A 21020-nucleotide genomic window follows, 5' to 3' on the forward strand; every position below is an offset into this window, starting at 1 on the left:
CCACAGTTCCATAAACATGCGTGCCGGCCCGGCCGGTCACCGGGCGAGCGTCTCGAACACCCGCGCTTCGACGTTCCGGAGGTGGTCGCCGACGGTGGTGGCCGCGACGTCGAGTTCGGCCGCGATGTCGTCGTGGGTCGCCTCCCGTGGGTTCGCGTAGTAGCCCAGTTCGACGGCCACCCGGAGCACCTCCTGCTGGCGGGTGGTCAGCGGCCGCAGGACCGAAGCGGAATCGGGGTGGTACGGGCCGGTTCCGACCACCTCGACGTCGAGGTCCGACGCCGTGACCACGTCGTCGTAGTACGACCGGAACTCCGCGTCAGTTCCGAGGAACGTGAGTTCGAGCGCCCCGTCCTCGGTGACGTCGATGGGCGTCTCCAGCACGAGGTCGGACTCGCGGTGGCGTTCGAGCAGGCGGCGCGCCGGCCCGCGGGCCGCGAACTGGCTGGTCGCCAGCCAGCGCTCGTCGCCGGAGACGAGGAACCGCTCGACGTGCGGGGAGTCGGCCATGAGCCGCTCGTAGCGGGACCGGTCGCCGCTCCCCTCGGCCAGCGTCAGCACCGTCCCGTCGGCGAGCAGTTCGACGTGGTGGATGCGCTCGCGCGTTATCGACTCGGCGTCCGCGAGGCGCTTCCCCACGGGGTGGAACCCCCCGCGTTCGCCAGCGTCGAGCCGAACGGTGAGATACCGCATCGAACGCTCCTCGCCCGGCGAGCACTTAAAGAATCGTGGATACACGACGGGCAACGCACCCTCGTCGCACCCCTACGCGTCGGTGTGCAACGCGACGACGTCCGCCGGCGACGGCGACCGGTCGAGTCGAATCGTAGCGAGCAACCGAGCGAACGGCCGACAGCGGCCGGCACGGGTTCCCCCGGCGGCCGGGAGGTGAGCCGATGACGCTCGCGGAGACCCCGCGGTACGACTCCGGCCGGGTGAGCGCGGTCGGTGGCCGTGCCGTCGTGCTCGGCGGGAGCGTGGCCGGCCTCTGTGCGGCCCGGGTGCTGGCCGACGGGTTCGAGGAGGTGGTGATAGTCGAGCGCGACGCGGTGCCTGCGGAGCCGGCCCCCCGAGACGGCGCGCCGCAGACGAGCCACCCGCACGTCCTGCTGGAGGCCGGCCGCGCGACGCTCGAGGACCTGTTCCCCGGGTTCACCGAGGGCGTGCTCGCGGCCGGCGGCCTCGTCGTCGACGCCGGCACGGACATGAAGGAGTACAACGAGGGGGGCGTGCTGGCCCGGCCGCCGTCGCGGCTCCCCACCTACTGTGCGAGCCGCGCCCTGCTGGAACACGAGATACGCGAGCGGGTACGCGACGTCGAGCACGTTCGGTTCCAGGACGAAACCCGGTTCACCGACTACCTGACGAACGCCACCGGGGCCACGGTGACAGGGGTCGCCGTCCGCGCCGCCGACGGGACCGAGCGCCACATCGACGCGGACCTCGTCGTGGACGCGACCGGCCGGACGAGCCGGACGGGTCGGTGGCTCGAACACAACGGCTACGCGGCGCCGCCGACCGACGAGGTCCAGGTCGACGTCGGGTACGGCACCGTCCACCTCGAGCGGCCGGCCGACGACCGGCGGTTGCGGCTCGTCTCGCCGTCGCCGCCGGAGAACCGGGGGGCGGCGCTCATCCCGGTCGAGGGCGGCCGGTGGGAACTCGTCGTGCAGGCCGTCCACGACGAACAGGCCCCGGCCGACCGCGAGGCGTTCACCACGTTCGCGGAGTCGTTGCCCCTGCCCGAGATTGGCGACCTCGTGGAGTCACAGCGGTGGTGCTCCGACGTCCAGCAGTACCCGTATCCGGCCAGCCGGCGCCGCCGCTACGAGACGCTCGACGTGTTCCCGGAGGGGCTGGTCGTCACCGGCGACGCGCTCACCAGTTTCAACCCCGTCTACGGCCAGGGGATGTCGGTCGCGGCTCTGGAGGCCGTCCACCTGCATCACGCGCTGGCCGACGGTGGCCGCGAGCGCCTCGGCCCCCGCTTCTTCGACCGTGCGGCCGAATTGGTCGACACGGTCTGGCGGCTCGTCGTCGGTGGCGACTTCGCGTTCCCGGCGACGACGGGGCCGAAACCCGCCGGCACCGACCTCGCGAACTGGTACGTCCGGCGGCTCCTCCGGCGTGCCCACACGGACCCGGTCGTCAGCGAGGCGTTCGCCCGCGTCACGCGGCTGGAACGGCCGCCCGAGACGCTGGTTCGTCCCGGCGTCGTTCGCCGAGTGCTGGCGCCGGACCGCTCCGGCGGCTCGCTCCGCGGGGTCGTGGCCCGGCTGGCGGACGGCGTGGCGCGGTAGTCGGGATGTCCCACGCTGGCTGTCGGTGGCCGGCGCCGAACCGCCCCGAATGATAGGGATTACGCCCGACTGCGCGCCCGTTCGTGCTCGATGGGTGGCCGACGTTGTACCGACCTTACCGGCAGGACGGACGGTCTCTGCCCGGACTGTTGGCGAATACCGACTGAGTACTTTTCAGACTGGCCGGTGACGTACGCGGCATCGATGGACCCGACATGAGCGGCATCGATGGGTTCGACGTGACCGCTCGGCCCGCTCCGTTCGGCCGGCGTGTGCTCCCCGCCGCTCGCCGTCGGTCGACTGGCGGCCGACCGACAATCCGCGGTCCGACCCCGACCCACTGCCCCCGTTGCCACCCACCATGCGCCTCGTCCAGGTTCTGATTCCGGAGGGAAAGCGGTCGAGCGTCCTCGAGTCGCTCGACGAGCAGGGCATCGACTACGCCGTGTTCGAGGAGGTCGGACGCGGCGACTTCGAGGCGATGGTCCAGTTTCCCGTCCCCCCGAGCGGCGTGGAACCGGTGTTGGAGGAACTGACCGACGCCGGCCTCCGCGAGGACGCGTACACCATCGTCATGCCGACCGAGACCGTCGTCTCACAGCGACTCGCCGCCCTCGTTGAGCGGTTCCCGGGGCTCCGAATCTCTCGCGAGGAACTCCACGCTCGGGCCCAGGACCTCGCGCCCGCGAACTCCACGTTCTTCGCGCTGCTGCTTTTGAGTACGGTCATCGCCACCACCGGACTGCTGCTCGACTCCGCGGCGACCATCATCGGCGCGATGGTCGTCGCCCCCCTGATGGGCCCCGCCATCTCGGCGAGCGTCGGCACCATCCTCGACGACCGTGAGATGGCCGCCCGCGGCGTCAGACTACAGGTGACCGGGCTCCTCGCCGCCATCGCGACCGGCGCCGTCCTGGGTTGGCTGCTCAAACAGAGCATCCTCATCGCCCCGGGGCTCGCATTACAGGAGATTCCGCAGATCGCCGAGCGGACGAGCCCCAATCTGCTGTCGCTGTTCCTGGCGCTCGGCTCCGGGTTCGCCGGTGCCATCAGCATCATCAGGGGAGCGGGGTCGACGCTCGTCGGCGTGGCCATCGCGGTCGCGCTCGTCCCGCCGGCGGCCACCTCGGGGCTCGGCATCGCCTTCGGCCTCCCAGCGGTCGCCATCGCCGGCGCCGTCCTCGTCGTGGTGAACCTGCTCGCCATCAACCTCTCGGCGCTCATCCTGCTCTACTGGGCCGGCTTCAAACCGCTCGACACCGGCGCTTACGAGACGGTCCGGGCGTCGTTCGTCTCGCGGGTCGTCGTCATCGCCATCGCCATCGCCGTCCTCGCGGTCGTGCTCGCCGGCGTCACGTGGCTCACCTTCCAGACCCAGTCGTTCGAGCGGAAGACGCAGGCCGAGTTCCAGCAGGTGTTCGACGAGGCAGACGTCGAGGGCGTCGAACTCGTCTCGGTGACGGTCGACTACGCGCCGCTCGACGTGCTGTTGGGCAACCAGCCACGGGTGGACGTCCTCGTCGGCGTGCCACGCGACCTCGACGTCCCCCCCGACCTCGCACAGCGGTTCGACGACGGCCTGACGGAGGAACTGGGCCGCGACGTCGTCGTCCGCGTCGGCTTCATCGAGGCGCAGGTGTCGTCGGACGCCGAGACGAGGGCGCTGGCACCGGGGGCGCTGGACGACGCCGCAACCCAGCGGTCAGACTGCTGGGGGAGCGACGCCGGCTGTACCGCTGTCGAGCGACCGGCAGTCGCGCGGCCGGCGTGGCCGGAGCCGAGCGGCGGCTGACGTCGACCGGTCCCGTCCAGCGCCCGGGCCGATTCAGCCCGGCACCGAAACCGAGATTTCGTGGCCGTCGCCGTCGTCCGTGGCCCGGCCACAGAACGGGCAGTACTCGTAGAAGAACGCGCCGGGTTTGACGTTGTACCCGCCGGTCACCGCACAGTCGATTCGCGTCGTCGCCGACGAGTCATCAGCAGGTGGAACGAACATGTGAACGTGTGTCGTACCCTGAACTCGGGGACGGTGGTTGATAAACTCTCGCGTACCTGTCGTTGGGACGTACTTACCGGCCTCGAGCCCCCGCGATTCGGGTGCCACGGTGCCCGATAGGCCACGCCGGTCACGGGTTCTTCCGGCCGGCCCGGCGGAGAGCGCCCGGGCCCGTTTCCTCGGTCGAGACAGCGCTCTCACCGCGTGAGAGACGTCGTCCGTCCGCGGGACGGATGACAGGAGTCGCTTTCCGTGATCCTCGACGGCGTTCTAACTTCGGAGTTCGTGGCAGGGAGAAACGGGACGGTGCGGCGGACCGGACGGTGCGGCCGTCGAGAGCCGCCGGGTTATCCGGCGACTTCCTCGGCGGCGAACGTCTCGCGGAGCTTCGTCTCGTCGTCGGGCGAGAGGTTCGTCTGGATGATGGTGAACTCCATATCGGTGACCTCCTCCTGAATCCGCTCCAGTTGGGCGTCACGCGTCAGCAGGAACAGCGCGGACTCGCCGGGCTGGATGGTGTCGCTCACCTCCTTGATGAACGAGTCGTCGATACCGATGTCACCCAGTTTCCCGGCGATTGCGCCGCCGGCAGCGCCCGCAATCAGCCCGAGCCACGGCGCGAAGAAGAGGAGGCCGATGAGCATCCCCCAGAACGCGCCGCCGAGCGCGCCCGAGCCGACGAGGCTGTGGGCTTGCTTGACCTTCGTCTTCCCGTTCTCCTTGCGGACGACGACGGCGGCGTCCTCGAGCGTGATGAGTTCCCGTTTCTGGAACTCGTACATCCGCTCGCGCATCTCCTCCGCACCGGTCATACTCTCGAACGCGAGGACGACTAGCGAACTCATGCGTCAGTTCGGACGGCCGTATCTGATATAGTTATAAGCGCACCACGGCGCGGTAACACGCCCGTACGAGCCGACACGTCGACGTCGGGTCTGATGGGTCTCCGACGGCCCCGGGACGATGGCGTCTTCGATCCGACAGACCGGTGCGCCCTGCGAACCGAATCGCCGCGTGGACGCCCGCACGTGGACATCCGCATCCATGTTCGCCGCGTGGACGTCAGCGACCCATCGGCAGACGGCCGCGTAATGCACGCCTATCGGTCGGGGACCGACCGGCGGCCGACGCACCGTCGGCTACGCGACGAATAACGAAACGCGTCGGCCACCGACACGCGGGTACGCGACATCGCATTTCGATGACCACCGCTCCCGTTCCGGAGGCCCTGTTCCAACCGGAGACAGCCGGCGGTGGGTTCCCCGTCGCGACCGTCGTGTTCGCGCTCGGGTTCGCCGCGGTCCACCTCTCGGCGGGCCGCTGGGAGTTCGTCCACCCCGAACGTCGCCGGCTGTTTCTGTCGGCCGGCGGCGGGGCGTCGGTCGCGTACGTGTTCGTTCTCGTTCTCCCCGAGATGGGTGAGGCGGCGCTGGTCGTCTCGGAGGTGCGACTCGATGCGTTCTTCGCCGAACAGCTCGTGTTCCTCGTCGCCCTGCTGGGGTTCACGCTGTTCTACGGCGTCGAGGTGTTCGTGAGCCAGCGGCGTGGTGAGGCCATCGAGACGTCACGGATGGTCTACCGGGCACACCTGCTCGTGTTCGTCGCGTACAGCGCCACCATCGGCTACCTGTTGTTTCACCAGGAGCGAGCGGGGCTGACGAACCTGTTTTTCTACTCGCTCGCGATGGGACTCCACTTCGCCATCACCGACTACGGCCTCCACCGTCACTACGGGGCCACGTTCGACACCACCGGCCGGGTGTTGCTGGCGGCCGGCACGCTCGTCGGTGCGACCACCGGACTGCTCACGGCGCTCGACCCCTTCTCCGTGGCGATGCTGTTCGGGTTCCTCGCGGGAGGCATCGTGTTCAACGTCCTCAAAGAGGAACTCCCCGACATCACAGAGAGCCGGTTCGCCGCCTTTGCCGGCGGTGCATTCGTCTTCGCCGTGCTACTGCTTCTCGCGTAAATCGCCTCGAAGCGACGGCGAGGTCGTTCACGCCTGAATCCACACCAGGGACTGTGCTGTGCTTGGCCTCGGATTCAGACGATTCGGCTCCGGGGCGAACGTGTAACTCTCTGAGGGCGTTCGACCGGGTGGACGACGATGCGGTGACCGCGACGACGGTCCACGGGTTGCAGGTGGTCGACGACGCTCCCACCGACGCCCAGTGTCGACCTCGCCGTGACGCTCGAGCGTGTCGTCGAGAGGATGCGGGCCCGAAACCGTCGGGCGCCGACTGGAGCGAAATCGACGCGGAGCGGCGCGCCGAGATACCCGTGCTGGAGCGGCTCACTCGAAGCTGACGGCCACGTCCGTCCGGACGACGGTGACGGCGTCGGTGGTCGCCTCGCAGGTGACCGTTCCCGCCGCGCGGTCGAGCGTGCAGTCGTCGCTCCCGGGGTCGATTCTCGCGTCGAGGTGGCGCGCCCACGCCGCCGCCCGCGGGGAGTCGACGGTGAGCGTCAGCGTGAGCGACCCCTCGGCGTGGCCGAGGACGGTCGCGTTCAGCCGCTCGGTGCGGACGAGCACCCGCGACTCCCGGGCGACCGACGGCGCGGCTCCCCGTAGCTGGTCGCGGTCGAACGAGGTGTTCACGACCGGGACGACCGACCGCTCGGCCGACAGCAGGAGCCGTGGGCCCCGGAGCATCGCGACGCCGCCGCTCGGTCCCCGGGTGACGACCGCGCCGTTCGCGTACACGAGTTCCGTGCCGTCGTCGGCGCGGTAGACGACGGGCCGGAGCGTCGTCGCGCGGTCGAACGCGACACTTCCGTCGGCGTATCGGGCGGTGACGGAGACGGTGACCGGGTCGCCGAGCCCCACCCGTTCGCCCGAGAGGTCGAGTTCAGTCGCGCGGCTCGGCACGCCGTCGTGGACCACGTCGTCGACGTTGTCCGCCAGCACCGCGAACCCGCGCTCGACGTTGGCGGTCCGCTGGTCGGTCCGTAGCTCCGCCAGCCCCGCCTGCCCGGAGACGGTGACGAGCGCCACCGTCAGAACGACGATGGAGAACACGAGCACGTAGCCGAGCGTCTCGGCCTGGCCGCGGTCAGTCATCGGTCACCACCAGTTCGTCCTGCGTCGGGTCGTACTCGACGACCACCCGGCCGCCGTCGACGGTCGTCTCGCGGAGGCCGACCCCCGAGCGCACGCGGACCGACACCGCGACGTCGGGGGCGTCGCTTTGCAGGGTGAGTTCGTACCGGTCGCCGCCGACCCCGGTGACGGACACGCGGTACTGGCTCCCGCCGACGGCGTCGGGCAGGTCGCTGTGCAGGCGGACCTGCTGGCCGCCCGCGCCGGCGACGAGTCGGTCGGCGGTTCCCACGTCCGCGGCGAGGCGGTGGCCGACCGTCTCCAGTTGCGACCGGGTCGTCCGCTCGTGCTGGCCGGCGACGAGGTCGCTGACGCCGACGAACAGCCCCGCAATCAGCAGGGTGACGACGACCAGCAGCAGCGCGTAGTTGAGGACGCTCGTGACGCCGCGGTCGCGTTCAGCCATCGCTTTCACCCCCGTCGACGCGGAGTTCGGTCGCGTACGTCAGCCGCGGCGTCCGGTAGCTGACCCGCACGTCCGCGGCGTAGACGACCGGCGTCACGGACGGTTCGCCCGCGGCCGCGAAGTCGCCGTCGTCGTCGTCGACGTCGGTGTCGACGGTCAGCCGGTAGGTGCCGGTCGCGGCGTCGCCGTTCCTGATTCGGATGTCGTACGGCGTCGACAGCCCCTCGGCGAACGACAGCGCGGGGCAGGAGTCGCCGTTCACCGTCTCGTTCCGGAAGTCGACGACCACCGGGTCCGCCGTGACGGCACACTGCTCGGTCCCGGCGGGTCCGTCGACGGTGACGAACAGCCGGCCGACCGTGACGCGCCAGACGTCCGTGCCGTCGTCGGCGACGAGTTCGTAGCAGGCGCCGACGCCGCAGTCGAGAAGCGACGACTGCGAGAGGTTCAGCCGGGCCCGCCGCACGTCCGAGACGCCGGCGGCGACGGTCCAGTCGGCGGTGCCGCTGGCGTTCGTGAGCGGGCGGGCCGTCGACTGGGTGATGCGACTCCCGCGGGTCGTTCCGACGACCGAGACGCCGACGCCGGTGCCGTCCATCGCGTGCTGGCGACCCGCCGCGTCGCTCCAGTTGTCGACGGCGTCGCGGAACCGGTCCTCGCGTGCGGCGTAGTCCGGCGCCGGCCCGTCGTTGACGCGGCCGAGGATGCCGTCGGCCGCGCGGCCGGCGTCGGCCCGGAAGGCGGCCACGTCCCGCCCGCCGTTCAGGTCGCCGGTGCTGGTCGTCAGACTGTCGGTGTACGCGGCGCTGTTCACCACGCCCGCGAGCACGACCAGAAGCACCGCGAGGCCGAACGCGCCCACGAGGAGCAGTTGCCCCCGGTCGTCCGGTCGGGTCACACCCGCCATACGACCACCTCCACGCGGACGACGGTGTAGACGGGCCCGCCCGGATACCGGTCGGGGGCGTAGAACGACGCGTTCGACAGCGTCGTCGTCGCGGTGCCGTTCGCGGCCAGCAGACGGTCGTCGTCGTAGAGGGTGACGGTCCGGGTCGCCGTCGCCGCGTCGTCGCTTGGCCGCCCGTAGCGCACCAGCGGCCGCCGTTCGAGGCCGCCCGACGCGTTCAGGTACTCGAGGTCGACGTTGACCGCGAGGCTCCGGTCGTCGAGCGTCTCGTTGAGGAGCGCACCGAACGCCGTCGGCGGCCCGACGGTGTAGTGGTCTTCGCCGAAATCGGTGCCGTGGAACTGGCTCCGGGTGCCGTCCCAGTACAGCAGGGTCGGGCGGAGCGTCCCGTCGGCGACGGCGGCGTCGAGCACGCCCGTCGCCGTGGCCTCCCGCTGTGCGACCGCGTCCGGGTTCGACGTGCTCGCGGTGAGCGCGGTGACGCCCGACGCCTGGAGCGCGAACAGCAGGCTCCCGAGAACGACGAGCGCGGCGACGATGGCCTCCAGCGTGAACGCCTGTCCGCGACTGGTGGGTCCCCGCATCGTCACCACACCCGCAGTTCCAGCGACAGCGTCTCGCCGTCGACGCGGACTACCCGGCTGGCGGTCCGGACCGACTGCGTGTTGCTCGGGGGGGCCGGCCCGCGGGCGAGCGGGGTCCCCCCGGTCGCACAGTCCACCACGCCGCCGTCGTAGCAGGCGAGTTCGGTGCCGGCGTCGCCGGCGACGTACCGCTCCAGCGTGACGTTCAGTTGGTACTCGTCGGAGACGCCGAGCAGTCGCGCCGTCGGGTCGCTCCCGTCGAACTCGGCACACGTCCCGCGGGTGAGAAACGCCGCCGTACACGACGCGTCCAGCGTGCCGACGGCGTCGCCCGCGAGCAGGTCGCCCGTCAGCGTGTCGACGGCCCGGTCCGCGACGGCCGGCCCCTGCTGGGCGGCGTGGGGTGCGAGCAACTCGGGAAGCAGGGTGACGACGAACGAGAACGTCAGGAAGAACACCCCGAACCCGAGCACGAAGTCGACGCTCGACTGGCCTCGCGCCCGCATCTCAGCCCACCACCAGCCAGACGGCCAGGGAGACGGTCAGCAAGCCGACGACGTACTTGACGCCGGCCAACACGGTCGAGTCGCGCATGTAGCCGCTGACGAGCCCCGCGACGACGGCCTGGAGCGTCACCGCATGGAAGAACAGCAGCGACAGCAGGTCCGCGTTCAGGGCGGCGCTGAAGCCGGCGGCGCCCCCGCCGCCGGTCTGCTGGGTGAGCCGCGCGATGACGTCGATGAACCGCGTCTTCAGGATGGCCATCACCGCCAGAAGCGTCAGGAACGTCAGTATCACGATGCCGACCTGCAGGCGGGTGCGCGACCGGCGCTCGCGGCGTATCTCGTCGCCGTTCTCGACGGCCTGGGCCGCCGTTGTCAGCACCGCCGATATCTGGTTGGAGGCGCGCTGTGCCTCCGCGATGAGTTTGACCGTCCGGGCGAGACGAGGGAGCCGGTACCGGTTGTTGAACACGACGAGCGCGTCCTCGAGGCTCATCCCGTAGCGGGTCTTCGCGTACACGACGCCGAGTTCGGAGGCGAGCCGACCCGAGGAGGTGTCCGCGACCGTGCGGATGGACTCCAGCAGGGTCATCCCGGTGTCGTTGGCCGAGGCGAGTTTCCGCAGTTCGTCGGCGAACCCGTTCATCACCGCGCGGCGGGTCCGCATGTTCCACTCGTGGAACGCCGCCAGCGGGACGCCGACGAGGAACGCCGGCAGGTAGACGTACACCACCGTCGACGCCACCGGGCGGTCGACGACGCCGCTCCAGGTCGTCGGCACTGCGCCCGTCACGACGGCCATCCCGACGAGCACCGCCGCCGCCGGCAGGGTGAGTGCGGCGGTGTACGCCGGGTGGTCGCGGAAGTAGACGTGCGGCCGCGAGACGATGTCGAGCGTCTCGACGGTGCCGTCGCGGTCGCGGATGCGGTCGAACAGGTGGTACTCGCCGACGTACTCGTCGACGAGTCCGCGGTCGAACAGCCCGCGGGTACCCTCGTCCTCGACGGGGCTGTTGCTCGCTACCTCGAGGTGGCCGTCGCCGGGGTCGTCTATCTTCACGATGGCGACCACGATGACGAACGCGAACCCGAGGAACGGGAGGAGGACGTACGTCGTCGCGTACAGCGCTAGCTCGATGGGTCGGCCGAGCAGTTGCAACACGACCAGCATGATGATGAGCAGAAGCGGGAACAGCGAGATGGTGATGAATATCTCCCCGAACAGTTCGAGGGTGTCGAGCACCTCCTCCTCCTCCTGTTTCGCCGTCCGGAAATGCTGGTTCTTCTTGTCGTTGAGAAAGCGGGTGACGTCGCCGCCGCTGTCGATAATCGACAGCAGGTCCGTCAGGAAGCGGCCCAGTTCCTCGCTGGGCGTCTCGATGGACTGCTGGCGGATGGCCGACCGGTAGTCCGTCTCGAAATACTCCGTCTCCTTCACGATGGTCTCGAACTCGCGGGCCACCTCGCCGTACGTGTCGTCGGCCTCCGCGACGGCCTCGATGATGTCCAGTTGGCTCATCCCCCCCTGCGAGAGCGCGTACATGAAGGAGACGGCGTCCGGTAGCAGACGGTTTATCTCCCGCTTGCGGTCGGCCGCCCGGAAGTAGGGGACCGCGACCGCCGAGCCGAACACGGCGCCGAACCCCAGCGTCCCGAGGAGCAGTCCCGCGGTCAGGATGAGCGCGGGCACCTTCGCCGCGTTGATGGCCGCGACGAGCCGGGGGTCCCCGACCTGCACGCCGAGGATGGGGTCGCTGGAGATGACGCCCACCACGTACAGCAGGTAGCCGACCCCGACGCCGGCCACGGCACAGGCTACCCCGACGAGCAGGCCGAGACCGAGCGCCCACGAGACGTACATCTCGACGGGTGAGGCCATCCGCGCGCCCGCGAGCGTCTCCTCCAGATTCGCGACGAACTCGCTGTCCTCGTCGACCAGCCGGTCGTACAGCGGGTAGAACAGGTCGCCGAGCGTCTCGGCGTGCCACGGCGTCCCGCCGTGTCGGAGCGAGCCGACGCTCACGCCCACCACCTCGTCGGGTCCCGGCGGCCGCTCGGAGCGTGTCGGTGGTGCATCCGGGTCACCTCGCTCCGTCCTCGCTCGCGGCGGGCGTCTCCCGCTCGTCGGTCGTCGCGCTCTCGCGCCGGTCGGTCGCCGTCGAATCGCCGAGTCCGAGGTCGTCGCGCACCCGGTCGATGAGGCTCCACAACTCCTCGCCGCGACCGGGTCGGGCGACGAGGTCCTCGGCCGTCTCGACGTCCGCCACGGCGCCCACGAGCGTCCGCGCCTCCCGGTCGCGGTAGTCGTCGAGGAGGCGGTTCTCGGCGGTCTCCAGCACGTCCCGGGCGCGTTCGCGGGTCGCCGCCGACGGCTCCGGGCGGGGCACCAGCGCCTCCTTCTCGGGGTCGACGTTGATGGCGACGCTCTCCATCTCCCGGAGGTCGTCGAGGCTCTCCGCGAGCCGGTCGGTGGCGATGAGCGTCAGGATGGTCTCGGGTTCGTTCATGAACCCCTGGACGGTCGCCGCGACCTGCCCGTAGGCGTTCAGGTCGTTCTCGACGAGATACGCGAGGACGACCTGTCGCTCGAACAGCCGCCGGCGGAGCGTCGCCTCGTCCCAGCCGCGGTCGAACCGTATCTTCTCCAGCGTGTTCGGGTCGCCCTGCATCCTGAACTCGTCGTCGCCGGGTTGCCACTGGTAGACGTCCTGGACGTTGATTTCGTCGTTCTCGGGGTCGTAGTGGTTGATTTCGGTCAGCGCCTTGTTGCGCCGGACCTTCCGCCCGCGGATGCGGGTCTGCGTCTGGACCGACACCAGGTCCAGCGTCGTGAACAGCGTCTTCGAGACGTTGATGGGGTCGGTGGTGAACCGCTTGAGCACCTCCCCGACCGTGTCGGCGTGGAACGTCGTCAGCGTGGTGTGGCCCGTCGACATTATCTGGAACAGGGTGCGGCCCTCCTCGCCGCGCACCTCGCCCATCACGATGTAGTCGGGGCGCTGTCGGAGCCCCGCCTCCAGCAGGTCGAACTCGTCGACGTCGCCGGTGTCGTCCGTGCCGAACGACGGCCGGGTGACGCTCGCGACCCAGTTGCGCTGTGGCAACTCGACCTCGCGGGTGTCCTCGATGGAGACGACCTTCGTGCTGTTGGGGATAAAGAGGGAGACGGCGTTCAGCGAGGTGGTCTTCCCCGAGGCGGTGCCGCCGGCGAATATCATCGACCGCTCGTTCTCGATGCAGAGCCAGATGAACGCCATCTGCTCCAAGGAGAACGTGTTCCAGTTGATGAGGTCGACCGGGGTGAACGGGACGTCCTTGAACTGCCGGATGGTGTAGTTGGTCCCGTGGTCGGAGACGGCGTGGCCGAGCGTCAACTGTGCACGGGAGCCGTCCGGTAGGGTGGCGTCGACCTGTGGCCGGCGCTGGCTGATTCCCTTCCCCGACCGCTGGGCCAGTTTGACGACGAAGTCGTCCAGTTCGTCGGGGTCGTGCTGGATGTTGGTTATCATCTGCTCGTAGTCGGTGTGGTAGACGAAGATGGGCGCGTCGTAGCCGTCACAGGAGATGTCCTCGACGTTGATGTCGTGTTTGACGCCGTCGATGCGCTCGTAGCCGACGAAGTTCCGCTTCAGCAGATACAGCAGTTTGTGGACCTGGTACTCGCTCAACCGGCCGTGGTCCTCCGCGAGCACGGCCGGCTCCGGGCGGGCGGTGACGCCCTCGGGACCGCCCGGCGGCTCGTCGCCCGTCGCCGGTGCGAGGCCGAGCCGGTCGGCGTACCCGTCTAGCTCGAGGCGGTCGAGGAGGTAGCGGGCCTGCCGGGTCAGCGAGCCGGCCGACTCGTCCTCGTAGAGGTCGTAGCGGTCGAGCAGTCGCCGGGTCTCGCGCTCGAGTATCCCGCGGCGCTCCGCCTCCGTGCCGCGAGCGGCGAGTTCGTCGTCGGAGTACTTGATGGTCGCCCGGAGCTTCCCCGACAGGAACTCGACCAACTGCCGTTCGAGGTCGTTGAGATGCGGGTCGACGAGGTAGTACTTCTTCTCGTTGTCCTTCACCGAGTGGAAGATGATGACGAACGCGTACGGCTTGTTCACCCAGTAGCGCTGGACCTCGGTGAAGTGGAGCTTCTTCTCGGCCGGGACGGCCTTCTCGAGGTCGTAGCGGTTCGTCAGCGTCGTCCGCCCGTCGGCGTCCGAGAAGAAGGCGTCCTCGTCGATGTCGGGGTTGACGTTGACCGTCCGGTGGTCGACGAGCGCCCGCAGGTCGCGGGCAGTCTCGCTGGCGACGCTCAGCCGCTCGTCGGTCTCCGCGGGGTCGAACCCGAGCCACGATTCGGGCTCGAACGACGCCACCTCGCCGTCGTCGTCGCGCGGCGGCTTTAGCCCGTCGTCGTAGTGGTACTCCGCCTTGAACTGCTCCCAGGTGTACTCGCCGTTGCGGACCGGCGTGTCGAGGAGCCACTGCTCGAACTGCTCGCGGAGCCCCGTCGCCAGGCCGCCGGCGCGCTGGACCGCCTCGATGAACTCGTCGGGCGGCATCCCGAGCCACGGCTCGGGGTCGAAGCCGATATCGTCCCAGTCGACGCCGTCGTCGTCGGTGTCGCCCCGGAGCGAGCCGAACAGGCCACCGCCGTCCCGGTCGCCGGACTCGCGGACCGCCCGGGCGTACCGGTCGGCGACGTCGTCGTCGGCGTACTCGCGGAGGAACTGCTCCCACGTGTACGTCCCGACGGCCGCGTCCGGCCGGTCACGGTCGGGCGCTCGCTCCCGCAGGTCGTCACCGGGGGGGTCGGCGGCGTCGCTCACCGGCCGTCACCTCCCCAGTTCGTGCTCGTAGGTACTGCTTTCGCGGCCCGTGCGGTGCCGCGGCGACACCCCCGTTCCCGTCGCCCCCCGGAGCGGGGAGCGGTGGTCGTGCGTTCACCCATACCGTGCGGGTAATCCCACAATACGGCCATTGTAATAGGTCGCCTACCGCCGGACGTAGGCCGGTTCTACCGGCTCAGACGATGTTCCGGCTCACGTCGACGGCCACGTCGCCCGTCAGGTCCAGCTTTACCACGTCGGTCATCGACTCCCCGCCGCGGAACTTCGGGACGGCGAGCCGGTTCTCGACCGAATCGCCCTCCGTGTCGGTCGCGAGGTCGAACACCACGTCCGCGAGGTGGAGCGTCTCGCGCCGGCCCGCCGGGGCCCGCTCGTCGCACAGACAGTGGAGCAGGACCACGCTCCCGGTCGCGGCCGCCCGCCGTCCGAGTTCCGACAGGAACGCCCGGTATCGGGCGGGGTCGCACCCTTCGAGCACGTCCATCGGGTCGACGACGAGGTTCGTCGCCTCGGGCAGGTCGGCGACCACCTCGCGGGCGTGTTCGAGCGGCGCGTCGCCGTCGGCTCGGACGGCCTCGACGTCACCGTCGACGGCCGCTTCGACGCCCGTCGCCGGACGGACCGTCGACAGATACACCGTCTCACGCGTGGCCGCGAGGCGGTAGAGGAACAGCTCCGACTGGCTCGCGGGGTCGGCCGTCAGCGCCGTCACCGTCCCGACCGGGAGCCCGCCCCCGAGCTTCCGGTCGAGAGCGTCGACGCCCGTGGCGAGCCGCCGGTCGTCGCTCATGGTCGGTCCCCGCCCTGCTTGCGCGCCCGTGCCGCTCGGTGTCGGTGCGTCTCCGGCGTCATGGTCCCACCGGGTGGGCACCCTCGCCGGCCATCGTTATCCGGTTGCTGTCGTCCGGGTATCAGCTCTCTACCGACGAGCGGGCCGCAGAACCGCGATACTGGACGGTCCCGCGGCGTCGCAGTCGCCGGCTACTCGCTCGCCGGGCGAGCAGTAGTAGCGCGTTACTCGCTCGGCTCGATTCCGTGGTTTCCGTAAGCTAACCATAACAATGCCCGGTTCTGTCCACGGTGGGGGTGAGGGCGAGAACGGTGGACGTGTGGACACGACGCCGCTGTCGTCCCTCGGAAACGGAACCAACGATGATCTCCCAACTGCACACGGACGACCGGGCTGTATCGCCGGTCGTGGGGGTGGCGCTGCTCATCGCAGTGACCGTCATTCTCGCGGCCGTGATCGGGTTCGTCGTGCTCGACACGAGCACGTCGAGCACGGAGACAAAGAACGCGCGACTGGACTTCACGTACGACTCCGGTTCCAGTACCATGGCTGTCGCTCACGAAGGTGGTGACACGTTCGACAATTCGAACATAATCGTGAAGGTCAACGGGGGGACGGTCAACAGTCCCGGCGTCCCGTCGACGTTTGCGACTGGTGACTCCTTCGAGGTGAGTTCGGATCCCGGTGGCGACGGTACGGTCAACACCGGCGATGTCATCGTCATCGTCTGGGACGACCCGGACAGCGACAGGCAGATCCAGATCGGACAGACCACGGTCGAGTAATCGACCACGCCGCCCGAGTTCCCGTGGCGCTTCTCGAATTTTCGTACACGCGAACATACGTAACAGGAATCTTATGAGACACCACGAACCGACCAACGACCGCGCCCAGTCCGAGGTGCTCGGGGTCGCCCTGCTTCTCGGCATTGCCGTCGTCGGCGCCGTCGCCGTCGCCAGCGTCGGTTACGGCGCGCTTCAGAGCGACCGGGAGGCCGTCGGGATGGCCGGCGCCGAGCGGTCGCTCTCCCAGTTCGACGCGCGGTCGAGCGCGGTGGCGCTCGGTCGCTCGGACGCCGCCCGGGTCGACTTCGGCCTGCCGGACACCGAGGGGACGGCGAGCGTCCGTCCGAACGCGGGGTGGATGCGGATACGGTACACCGACCTCACCGGGATGCGGGACCCGAACACCGTCGAGGTGGTGAACGTCACGCTCGGGGCGGTCGTCTACGAGCAGGGCGAGCAGACGGTCGGCTACCAGGGCGGGGGGGTGTTCCGGTCGACCGGGAACGGGTCGGTGGTCGTCTCGCGGCCGGAGTTCCACTACCGCGACGGGACGCTCACGGTCCCCATCGTCAAGACGGAGGGCGAGCGGACGGTCGCCAGCACGGTGCAGGTGACGCCCAACGGGACGACGCGGGTGTTCCCGAACGCCTCGCGGGGGCTGACGAACCGGGTGGACAACACCACCGCCGTCGTCACGGTCCACGGCCGGTACTACGAGGCGTGGGCCGAGTTCTTCCGGACGTACACGCCCGGCATCGTCACCGTCGACCCCTCGGCGCGGACGGCGAGCGTCCGGTTCGTCTCGCTACCGGAGGGCCGGGGAATCCAGGGGGGAATCGTGGCGACGGCCGAGTCGGGACCGCTCGAACTCGTCGGGACGGGCGCGTACGTCGATTCGTACAACTCCACGCAGGGGCCGTACAGCGTGACGCGGTCCTCGAACGGGACGGTGAAGGCGGTGGGCAACGTCACCATCTCGGCCGACGCGACCATCGACGGCACCGTCGAGACGGGGCAGTGGCTCCGCGTCGAGAACCCCTCGGCCGAGGTCACCGGCGACGGGCGCTACAGCGTCGACTACACCAACGACGGGACCATCGGCGGCACGGTCCAGCGTATCGACGGCGTGCCGACGCTGTTGCCCATCGACCCGCTCGTCGTCGACCGGTTGAACGACGTGCGGGCGTCCAACGACAACGCGCAGGCGAACGCCGACCCGGACGTCGAGCGGATGCGGGACGGTCTCGTGGTGTCGGACGGCGAGTCGGTCACGCTGGAGCACGGCCGGTACTACGCCCCGTCGGTCGACGTCAGCGGCGGCACGCTGGTGTTCGATACGACCGACGGGAACGTCACGCTCGGCGTCGAGAACTGGTTCACGGTGCGGAAGCCACACGGCACCGGAGGGAGCGTCGAGGTGCGGGGCGACGGCGTCGTCCGGGTGTACCTCGCAAGTCGGGACGAGACGACGGCGTCGATTACCGGGCAGGGGAACCGCGAGGTCAACCTCTTCGTCGGGACGGGGTCGGCGGTGACCGTCGAGGACGACGCCGCGCCGCAGTTCTGGGTGCTCGCTCCGCAGACGACGGAGGCGGCTATCGCCGGTAGCAACTCCCAGTCGGCGACGTTCCAGGGCATCCTGTTCGCCCCGGACGGGTTGCATCTCGACGGCCACATCTACTCGAAGCACGCCGAGGTGTACGGCGGTCTCGTCGGCGGGCAGATAACGCTCGGGCAGAACGGCCGGGTCCACTACGACCGGCAGTTGAACGACGTGACGCTCCCGAGCGCCTCCCGCATCTCCGAACTGGAGTTCGCCCACGTCGCGGTCCACCGGATGAACGTCACCAGCGCCTGAGGCGACTACGCCGGTTCGAGGTCGCGATAGTGGAGCGTCGTCCCGTGGCGCTCGTCGGTGAACGGTTCGCCCACCTCGACGGGTACGCGCTCGTCGAACGGCGGGCCGTCGACCACGAACGTGTGGAACTCGCCACTTTCGCCACAGGGGTCGACGCCGTCCGGCAGGTCCGCCCGGAACTCCGCGTCGAGTCGTCGGCCCGCGAACGCCGGTCCGAGCGCGTCGCTGGCGGCGACGACGACGGCCTCGAACCGGTCGAGGACCGTCTCGACCAGCGGGTCGGGGTCGCGGCCCCACAGCGGGAACCGCGTCTCCAGCGGCGCGTCGGCGTACACCGACTCCCGGTAGGCACGCACGTCGTCGAGATGGAGGTCGGCGAACGCGACGGCGTCCGCCCGGTCCGCGTACTCGCGTGCGAGTTCGCACATCCGTGTCTCGTAGGCGTCGTTGTCCGCGTCCGCGGGGAGGTCGACGAACCGGACGGGGTAGCCGAGCGCCGCGGCCTGTCGGTCGACGAGGTCGCGGCGCACGCGGTGGCCGCGCGTGCGCTCGCCGTGGCACTCGACGAGCAGTTCGACCACCTCGACGCCGCGGCGCTCGAGGTTCCACAGCGCGAGTGCGCTGTCCTTCCCGCCGCTCCACGAGAGCACGACCGACACGCTCGACGGTCGGGGCCGCGGCGACAGGAGCGTTGCGGTCGCGGGACCCGGGGGTGTTTTCCCCCTCCGGGCTGACGTGTGCCCGTGCGACTCGTCCAGGTCACCATCCCGGCGGGCAAGAAGGAGACGGTGCTGTCGGTGCTCGACGACGAAGGGATCGACTACGTGTTGACCGACGAGACGAGCGGGCGCAGGTACACCGGCGTCGTCTACTTCCCGTTGCCGAAGAGCGCGGTCGAACCCGTGCTCGAACGGCTCCGCGAGGTGGGGTTAGACGAGCAGGCGTACACGGTCGTGCTGTCGGCGGAGACGGTCGTCTCCCGGCGGTTCGAGGCGCTGAAAGAGGAGTACGAGGAGCGCGAGGAGGCCGACGAGCGCATCGCCCGCGAGGAACTGCAGGCCCGCGCGCAGGACCTCGCGTCGACGTGGCCCATCTACATCGTGATGACCGCCGTGAGCGCCATTATCGCCACCGCGGGCCTGCTTCTGGACTCGCCGGCGACGGTCGTCGGGTCGATGGTCATCGCGCCGCTCATCGGCCCGGCGATGGCCACCGCCGTCGGGAGCGTCGTCGACGACGACGAGCTGTTCGCCCGCGGCGTGCGGATGCAGATAGCGGGGATGGCGCTGGCCGTCGCGGCGGCCGCCGCGTTCGCCGCCGCCGTCGACGTGCTCAATCTCGTCCCCGACGCCCTGGACCCGGCCGGCATCGAGCAGGTGCGCGAGCGACTCAACCCCGACTTCCTCTCGCTGGCGGTTGCGCTTGGGTCGGGGGTGGCCGGCGCGGTGGCGCTCACCAGCGGCGTCTCGACGGCGCTCGTGGGCGTGATGATAGCCGTCGCGCTGGTGCCGCCCGCCGCAACCGTGGGCATCGGCATCGCGTACGGCGACCCCTCGATGGTGCTCTCCTCGGGCGTGCTGGCGGTCGTCAACGGCCTCTCGATCAACCTCGCGGCGCTTCTGGTGCTGTGGTACTCCGGCTACCGCCCCGAGCGGTTCTTCCGGGTCGCGGAGGCCCGCACCGCCACCGTCCGGCGGGTCGCGTTCATCGTCGCGGTCATCGCGTTGCTGTCGCTGTTTCTGGGCGGCGTCACCTACGACTCCTACCGGACGTCGAACACCGAGAGTGCCGTCGAGGCGGCCGTAGGTGAGGTGGTCGCGCCCGACGGCCCGTACGGCGAGCGCTACGCCGCGATGACGGTGTTCGACGTGGACGTGATGTTCGCCCCGCAGGACCCCGTGTTCCTTCTGCACCGACCCTCGCGGGTCGTGGTCACGATGGGCGTCCCGCCCGACCGGTCGACGGCGGGCGTGACGACGGTGCTCGACCGGGAGGTCGACGAGGCCGCCGGGACCGACGTCGAACTGCAGGTCCGGTACGTGACCTACGAGACGGTCGAATAGGTCAAACGGCCGTTTGAGGTTTCGACGCGGCTTTTTCCCGAAGCGACGTTCCCTCGAGTGTCATGCGACGAAACAGCACTATCATCGTTCTGGCAGTCGCCGCGCTCGCGGTGGGTGCCGGGGTCACCGCCGCCGTCGGTGGCCTCTCGCCCGCCGCCCAGGCGTCGACCGAGGTACCGACAACCGACGGCGCCCGCACAATCACCGTCGGCGCGGGCGGCACCGCCGAGACGACGCCCGACCAGGCGGTCGTGACGGTGGCCGTCGTGACGACGGCCGACTCCGCCAGCGCCGCCCGGCAGGAACTCGCGGACAACGTCTCGCGGATGCGCGATGCGCTCCGGGATGCGGACGTCTCGGAGGACCAGGTCCGCACCCAGCGGTACGACATCTCGCAGAACTACGAGGCGCGTGACGACCCCACCGCGCCCGCGTACCGCGCGATGCACGCGTTCCAGATAACCGTCCGCGACGTGGACAACGTCGGCACCGTCATCGACACCGCCGTCGAGAACGGCGCGACGAACGTCGACGACGTGCGGTTCACGCTGTCGAGCGAGACGCGCCGTGACCTCCGCAAGGAGGCGCTCTCGGACGCGATGGACAACGCCCGCGGTCAGGCCGACACGCTCGCGCAGTCGAGCGACCTCACCATCACTGGCGTCGGCGCCGTCTCCACCGTCGAGCGCGGCTACAGCCCAGTCCGCTACGAGACGGCGGCGATGTCGGCCGACGCCGGCGGCACGTCCGTCGAGTCCGGCCCGGTCTCGGTCAGCGTGCAGGTGCAGGTGACGTACAACGCGACGGACAACTGACCGTCCGCGACCCCTCGCTTCGGCCCTCCAGTTCGTTCCCCCACGTTTCGGCTCTCCACTCGGTCCGGCCGCCCTCGTTTCGGCCCTCTC

The 21020-nt window shown here is 69.9% G+C and carries 20 protein-coding genes; 8 read left to right on the forward strand and 12 right to left on the reverse strand.

Annotated elements, in window-relative coordinates; genetic code table 11:
- Positions 1-36: 36 nt before the first annotated feature.
- On the reverse strand, positions 37-693 hold the full coding sequence (locus tag NL112_RS08825) for a helix-turn-helix domain-containing protein (protein ID WP_255152346.1): 657 nt from the start codon (positions 691-693) through the stop codon (positions 37-39).
- Positions 694-896: 203 nt separating this feature from the next.
- Between NL112_RS08825 and NL112_RS08830 the strand changes: the two genes are divergently transcribed.
- Both NL112_RS08830 and NL112_RS08835 read left to right on the forward strand, forming a co-directional pair.
- Positions 897-2300 carry an FAD-dependent oxidoreductase gene (locus NL112_RS08830; protein WP_255152347.1) on the forward strand — a complete coding sequence of 468 codons (1404 nt, stop codon included), beginning with the start codon at positions 897-899 and terminating at the stop codon, positions 2298-2300.
- Positions 2301-2661: 361 nt separating this feature from the next.
- Entirely contained in the window at positions 2662-4092 is a 1431-nt protein-coding gene (locus NL112_RS08835; protein WP_255152348.1) for a TIGR00341 family protein, read from the forward strand.
- A 33-nt stretch (positions 4093-4125) separates the two neighbouring features.
- On the opposite strand, the gene NL112_RS08840 is transcribed toward NL112_RS08835, so the two are convergent.
- Complete coding sequence (locus NL112_RS08840) at positions 4126-4296, reverse strand: hypothetical protein (RefSeq protein ID WP_255152349.1); 171 nt, start codon at positions 4294-4296, stop codon at positions 4126-4128.
- A 347-nt stretch (positions 4297-4643) separates the two neighbouring features.
- Complete coding sequence (locus NL112_RS08845; protein WP_350356164.1) at positions 4644-5108, reverse strand: DUF1269 domain-containing protein; 465 nt, start codon at positions 5106-5108, stop codon at positions 4644-4646.
- Between the two features lie 389 nt (positions 5109-5497).
- Here NL112_RS08845 and NL112_RS08850 point away from each other — a divergent pair, with 389 nt between their 5' ends.
- Positions 5498-6265, forward strand: coding sequence for a hypothetical protein (locus tag NL112_RS08850; RefSeq protein ID WP_255152352.1), 768 nt, complete (start codon positions 5498-5500; stop codon positions 6263-6265).
- A 128-nt stretch (positions 6266-6393) separates the two neighbouring features.
- The gene (locus NL112_RS08855) at positions 6394-6603 is read left to right on the forward strand and encodes a hypothetical protein (RefSeq protein ID WP_255152353.1); all 210 of its coding nucleotides are present in this window, start codon (positions 6394-6396) and stop codon (positions 6601-6603) included.
- Here NL112_RS08855 and NL112_RS08860 read toward each other — a convergent pair.
- The 8 genes from NL112_RS08860 to NL112_RS08895 all read right to left on the reverse strand — a co-directional run bounded on the left by NL112_RS08860 (position 6590) and on the right by NL112_RS08895 (position 15409).
- Positions 6590-7357, reverse strand: a complete 768-nt coding sequence (locus NL112_RS08860) for a DUF7289 family protein (RefSeq protein ID WP_255152355.1) — start codon at positions 7355-7357, stop codon at positions 6590-6592. The two genes, NL112_RS08855 and NL112_RS08860, sit on opposite strands and share 14 nt — an antisense overlap.
- Positions 7350-7802 (reverse strand): DUF7266 family protein, encoded by a 453-nt coding sequence (locus NL112_RS08865; protein ID WP_255152356.1) that lies wholly within the window; start codon positions 7800-7802, stop codon positions 7350-7352. Before NL112_RS08865 ends, NL112_RS08860 begins: the two co-directional genes overlap by 8 nt.
- Positions 7795-8709, reverse strand: coding sequence for a DUF7261 family protein (locus tag NL112_RS08870; RefSeq protein ID WP_255152357.1), 915 nt, complete (start codon positions 8707-8709; stop codon positions 7795-7797). Before NL112_RS08870 ends, NL112_RS08865 begins: the two co-directional genes overlap by 8 nt.
- On the reverse strand, positions 8697-9293 hold the full coding sequence (locus tag NL112_RS08875) for a DUF7288 family protein (RefSeq protein WP_255152358.1): 597 nt from the start codon (positions 9291-9293) through the stop codon (positions 8697-8699). The genes NL112_RS08870 and NL112_RS08875 overlap by 13 nt, the downstream gene beginning before the upstream one ends.
- Positions 9294-9295: 2 nt before the next feature.
- Complete coding sequence (locus NL112_RS08880; protein WP_255152360.1) at positions 9296-9799, reverse strand: DUF7287 family protein; 504 nt, start codon at positions 9797-9799, stop codon at positions 9296-9298.
- 1 nt (position 9800) lies between these two features.
- The gene (locus NL112_RS08885) at positions 9801-11819 is read right to left on the reverse strand and encodes a type II secretion system F family protein (protein WP_255152361.1); all 2019 of its coding nucleotides are present in this window, start codon (positions 11817-11819) and stop codon (positions 9801-9803) included.
- A gap of 58 nt (positions 11820-11877) precedes the next feature.
- Positions 11878-14598 carry a type II/IV secretion system ATPase subunit gene (locus tag NL112_RS08890; protein WP_434084195.1) on the reverse strand — a complete coding sequence of 907 codons (2721 nt, stop codon included), beginning with the start codon at positions 14596-14598 and terminating at the stop codon, positions 11878-11880.
- Positions 14599-14794: 196 nt separating this feature from the next.
- On the reverse strand, positions 14795-15409 hold the full coding sequence (locus NL112_RS08895) for an RAD55 family ATPase (RefSeq protein ID WP_255152362.1): 615 nt from the start codon (positions 15407-15409) through the stop codon (positions 14795-14797).
- 290 nt (positions 15410-15699) lie between these two features.
- On the opposite strand from NL112_RS08895, the gene NL112_RS08900 reads away from it, so the two are divergent.
- The gene (locus NL112_RS08900) at positions 15700-16194 is read left to right on the forward strand and encodes a type IV pilin domain-containing protein (protein WP_255152363.1); all 495 of its coding nucleotides are present in this window, start codon (positions 15700-15702) and stop codon (positions 16192-16194) included.
- Positions 16195-16267: 73 nt separating this feature from the next.
- A complete protein-coding gene (locus NL112_RS08905) occupies positions 16268-18052 on the forward strand; it encodes a DUF7289 family protein (protein ID WP_255152364.1) in 1785 nt (594 codons plus the stop codon).
- Between the two features lie 5 nt (positions 18053-18057).
- On the opposite strand, the gene NL112_RS08910 is transcribed toward NL112_RS08905, so the two are convergent.
- Positions 18058-18711: a Dph6-related ATP pyrophosphatase gene (locus NL112_RS08910; RefSeq protein ID WP_255152365.1), complete on the reverse strand. Its 654-nt coding sequence runs from the start codon at positions 18709-18711 to the stop codon at positions 18058-18060.
- Positions 18712-18795: 84 nt separating this feature from the next.
- Here NL112_RS08910 and NL112_RS08915 point away from each other — a divergent pair, with 84 nt between their 5' ends.
- Together NL112_RS08915 and NL112_RS08920 are read left to right on the forward strand one after the other, a co-directional pair.
- The gene (locus tag NL112_RS08915) at positions 18796-20115 is read left to right on the forward strand and encodes a TIGR00341 family protein (protein WP_255152366.1); all 1320 of its coding nucleotides are present in this window, start codon (positions 18796-18798) and stop codon (positions 20113-20115) included.
- A gap of 62 nt (positions 20116-20177) precedes the next feature.
- The gene (locus NL112_RS08920; protein WP_255152367.1) at positions 20178-20930 is read left to right on the forward strand and encodes an SIMPL domain-containing protein; all 753 of its coding nucleotides are present in this window, start codon (positions 20178-20180) and stop codon (positions 20928-20930) included.
- Positions 20931-21020 lie beyond the last annotated feature (90 nt).

Origin of the sequence: Halorarius halobius (assembly GCF_024298865.1) — an archaeon.
GTDB classification, from domain to species: domain Archaea; phylum Halobacteriota; class Halobacteria; order Halobacteriales; family Haloarculaceae; genus Halorarius; species Halorarius halobius.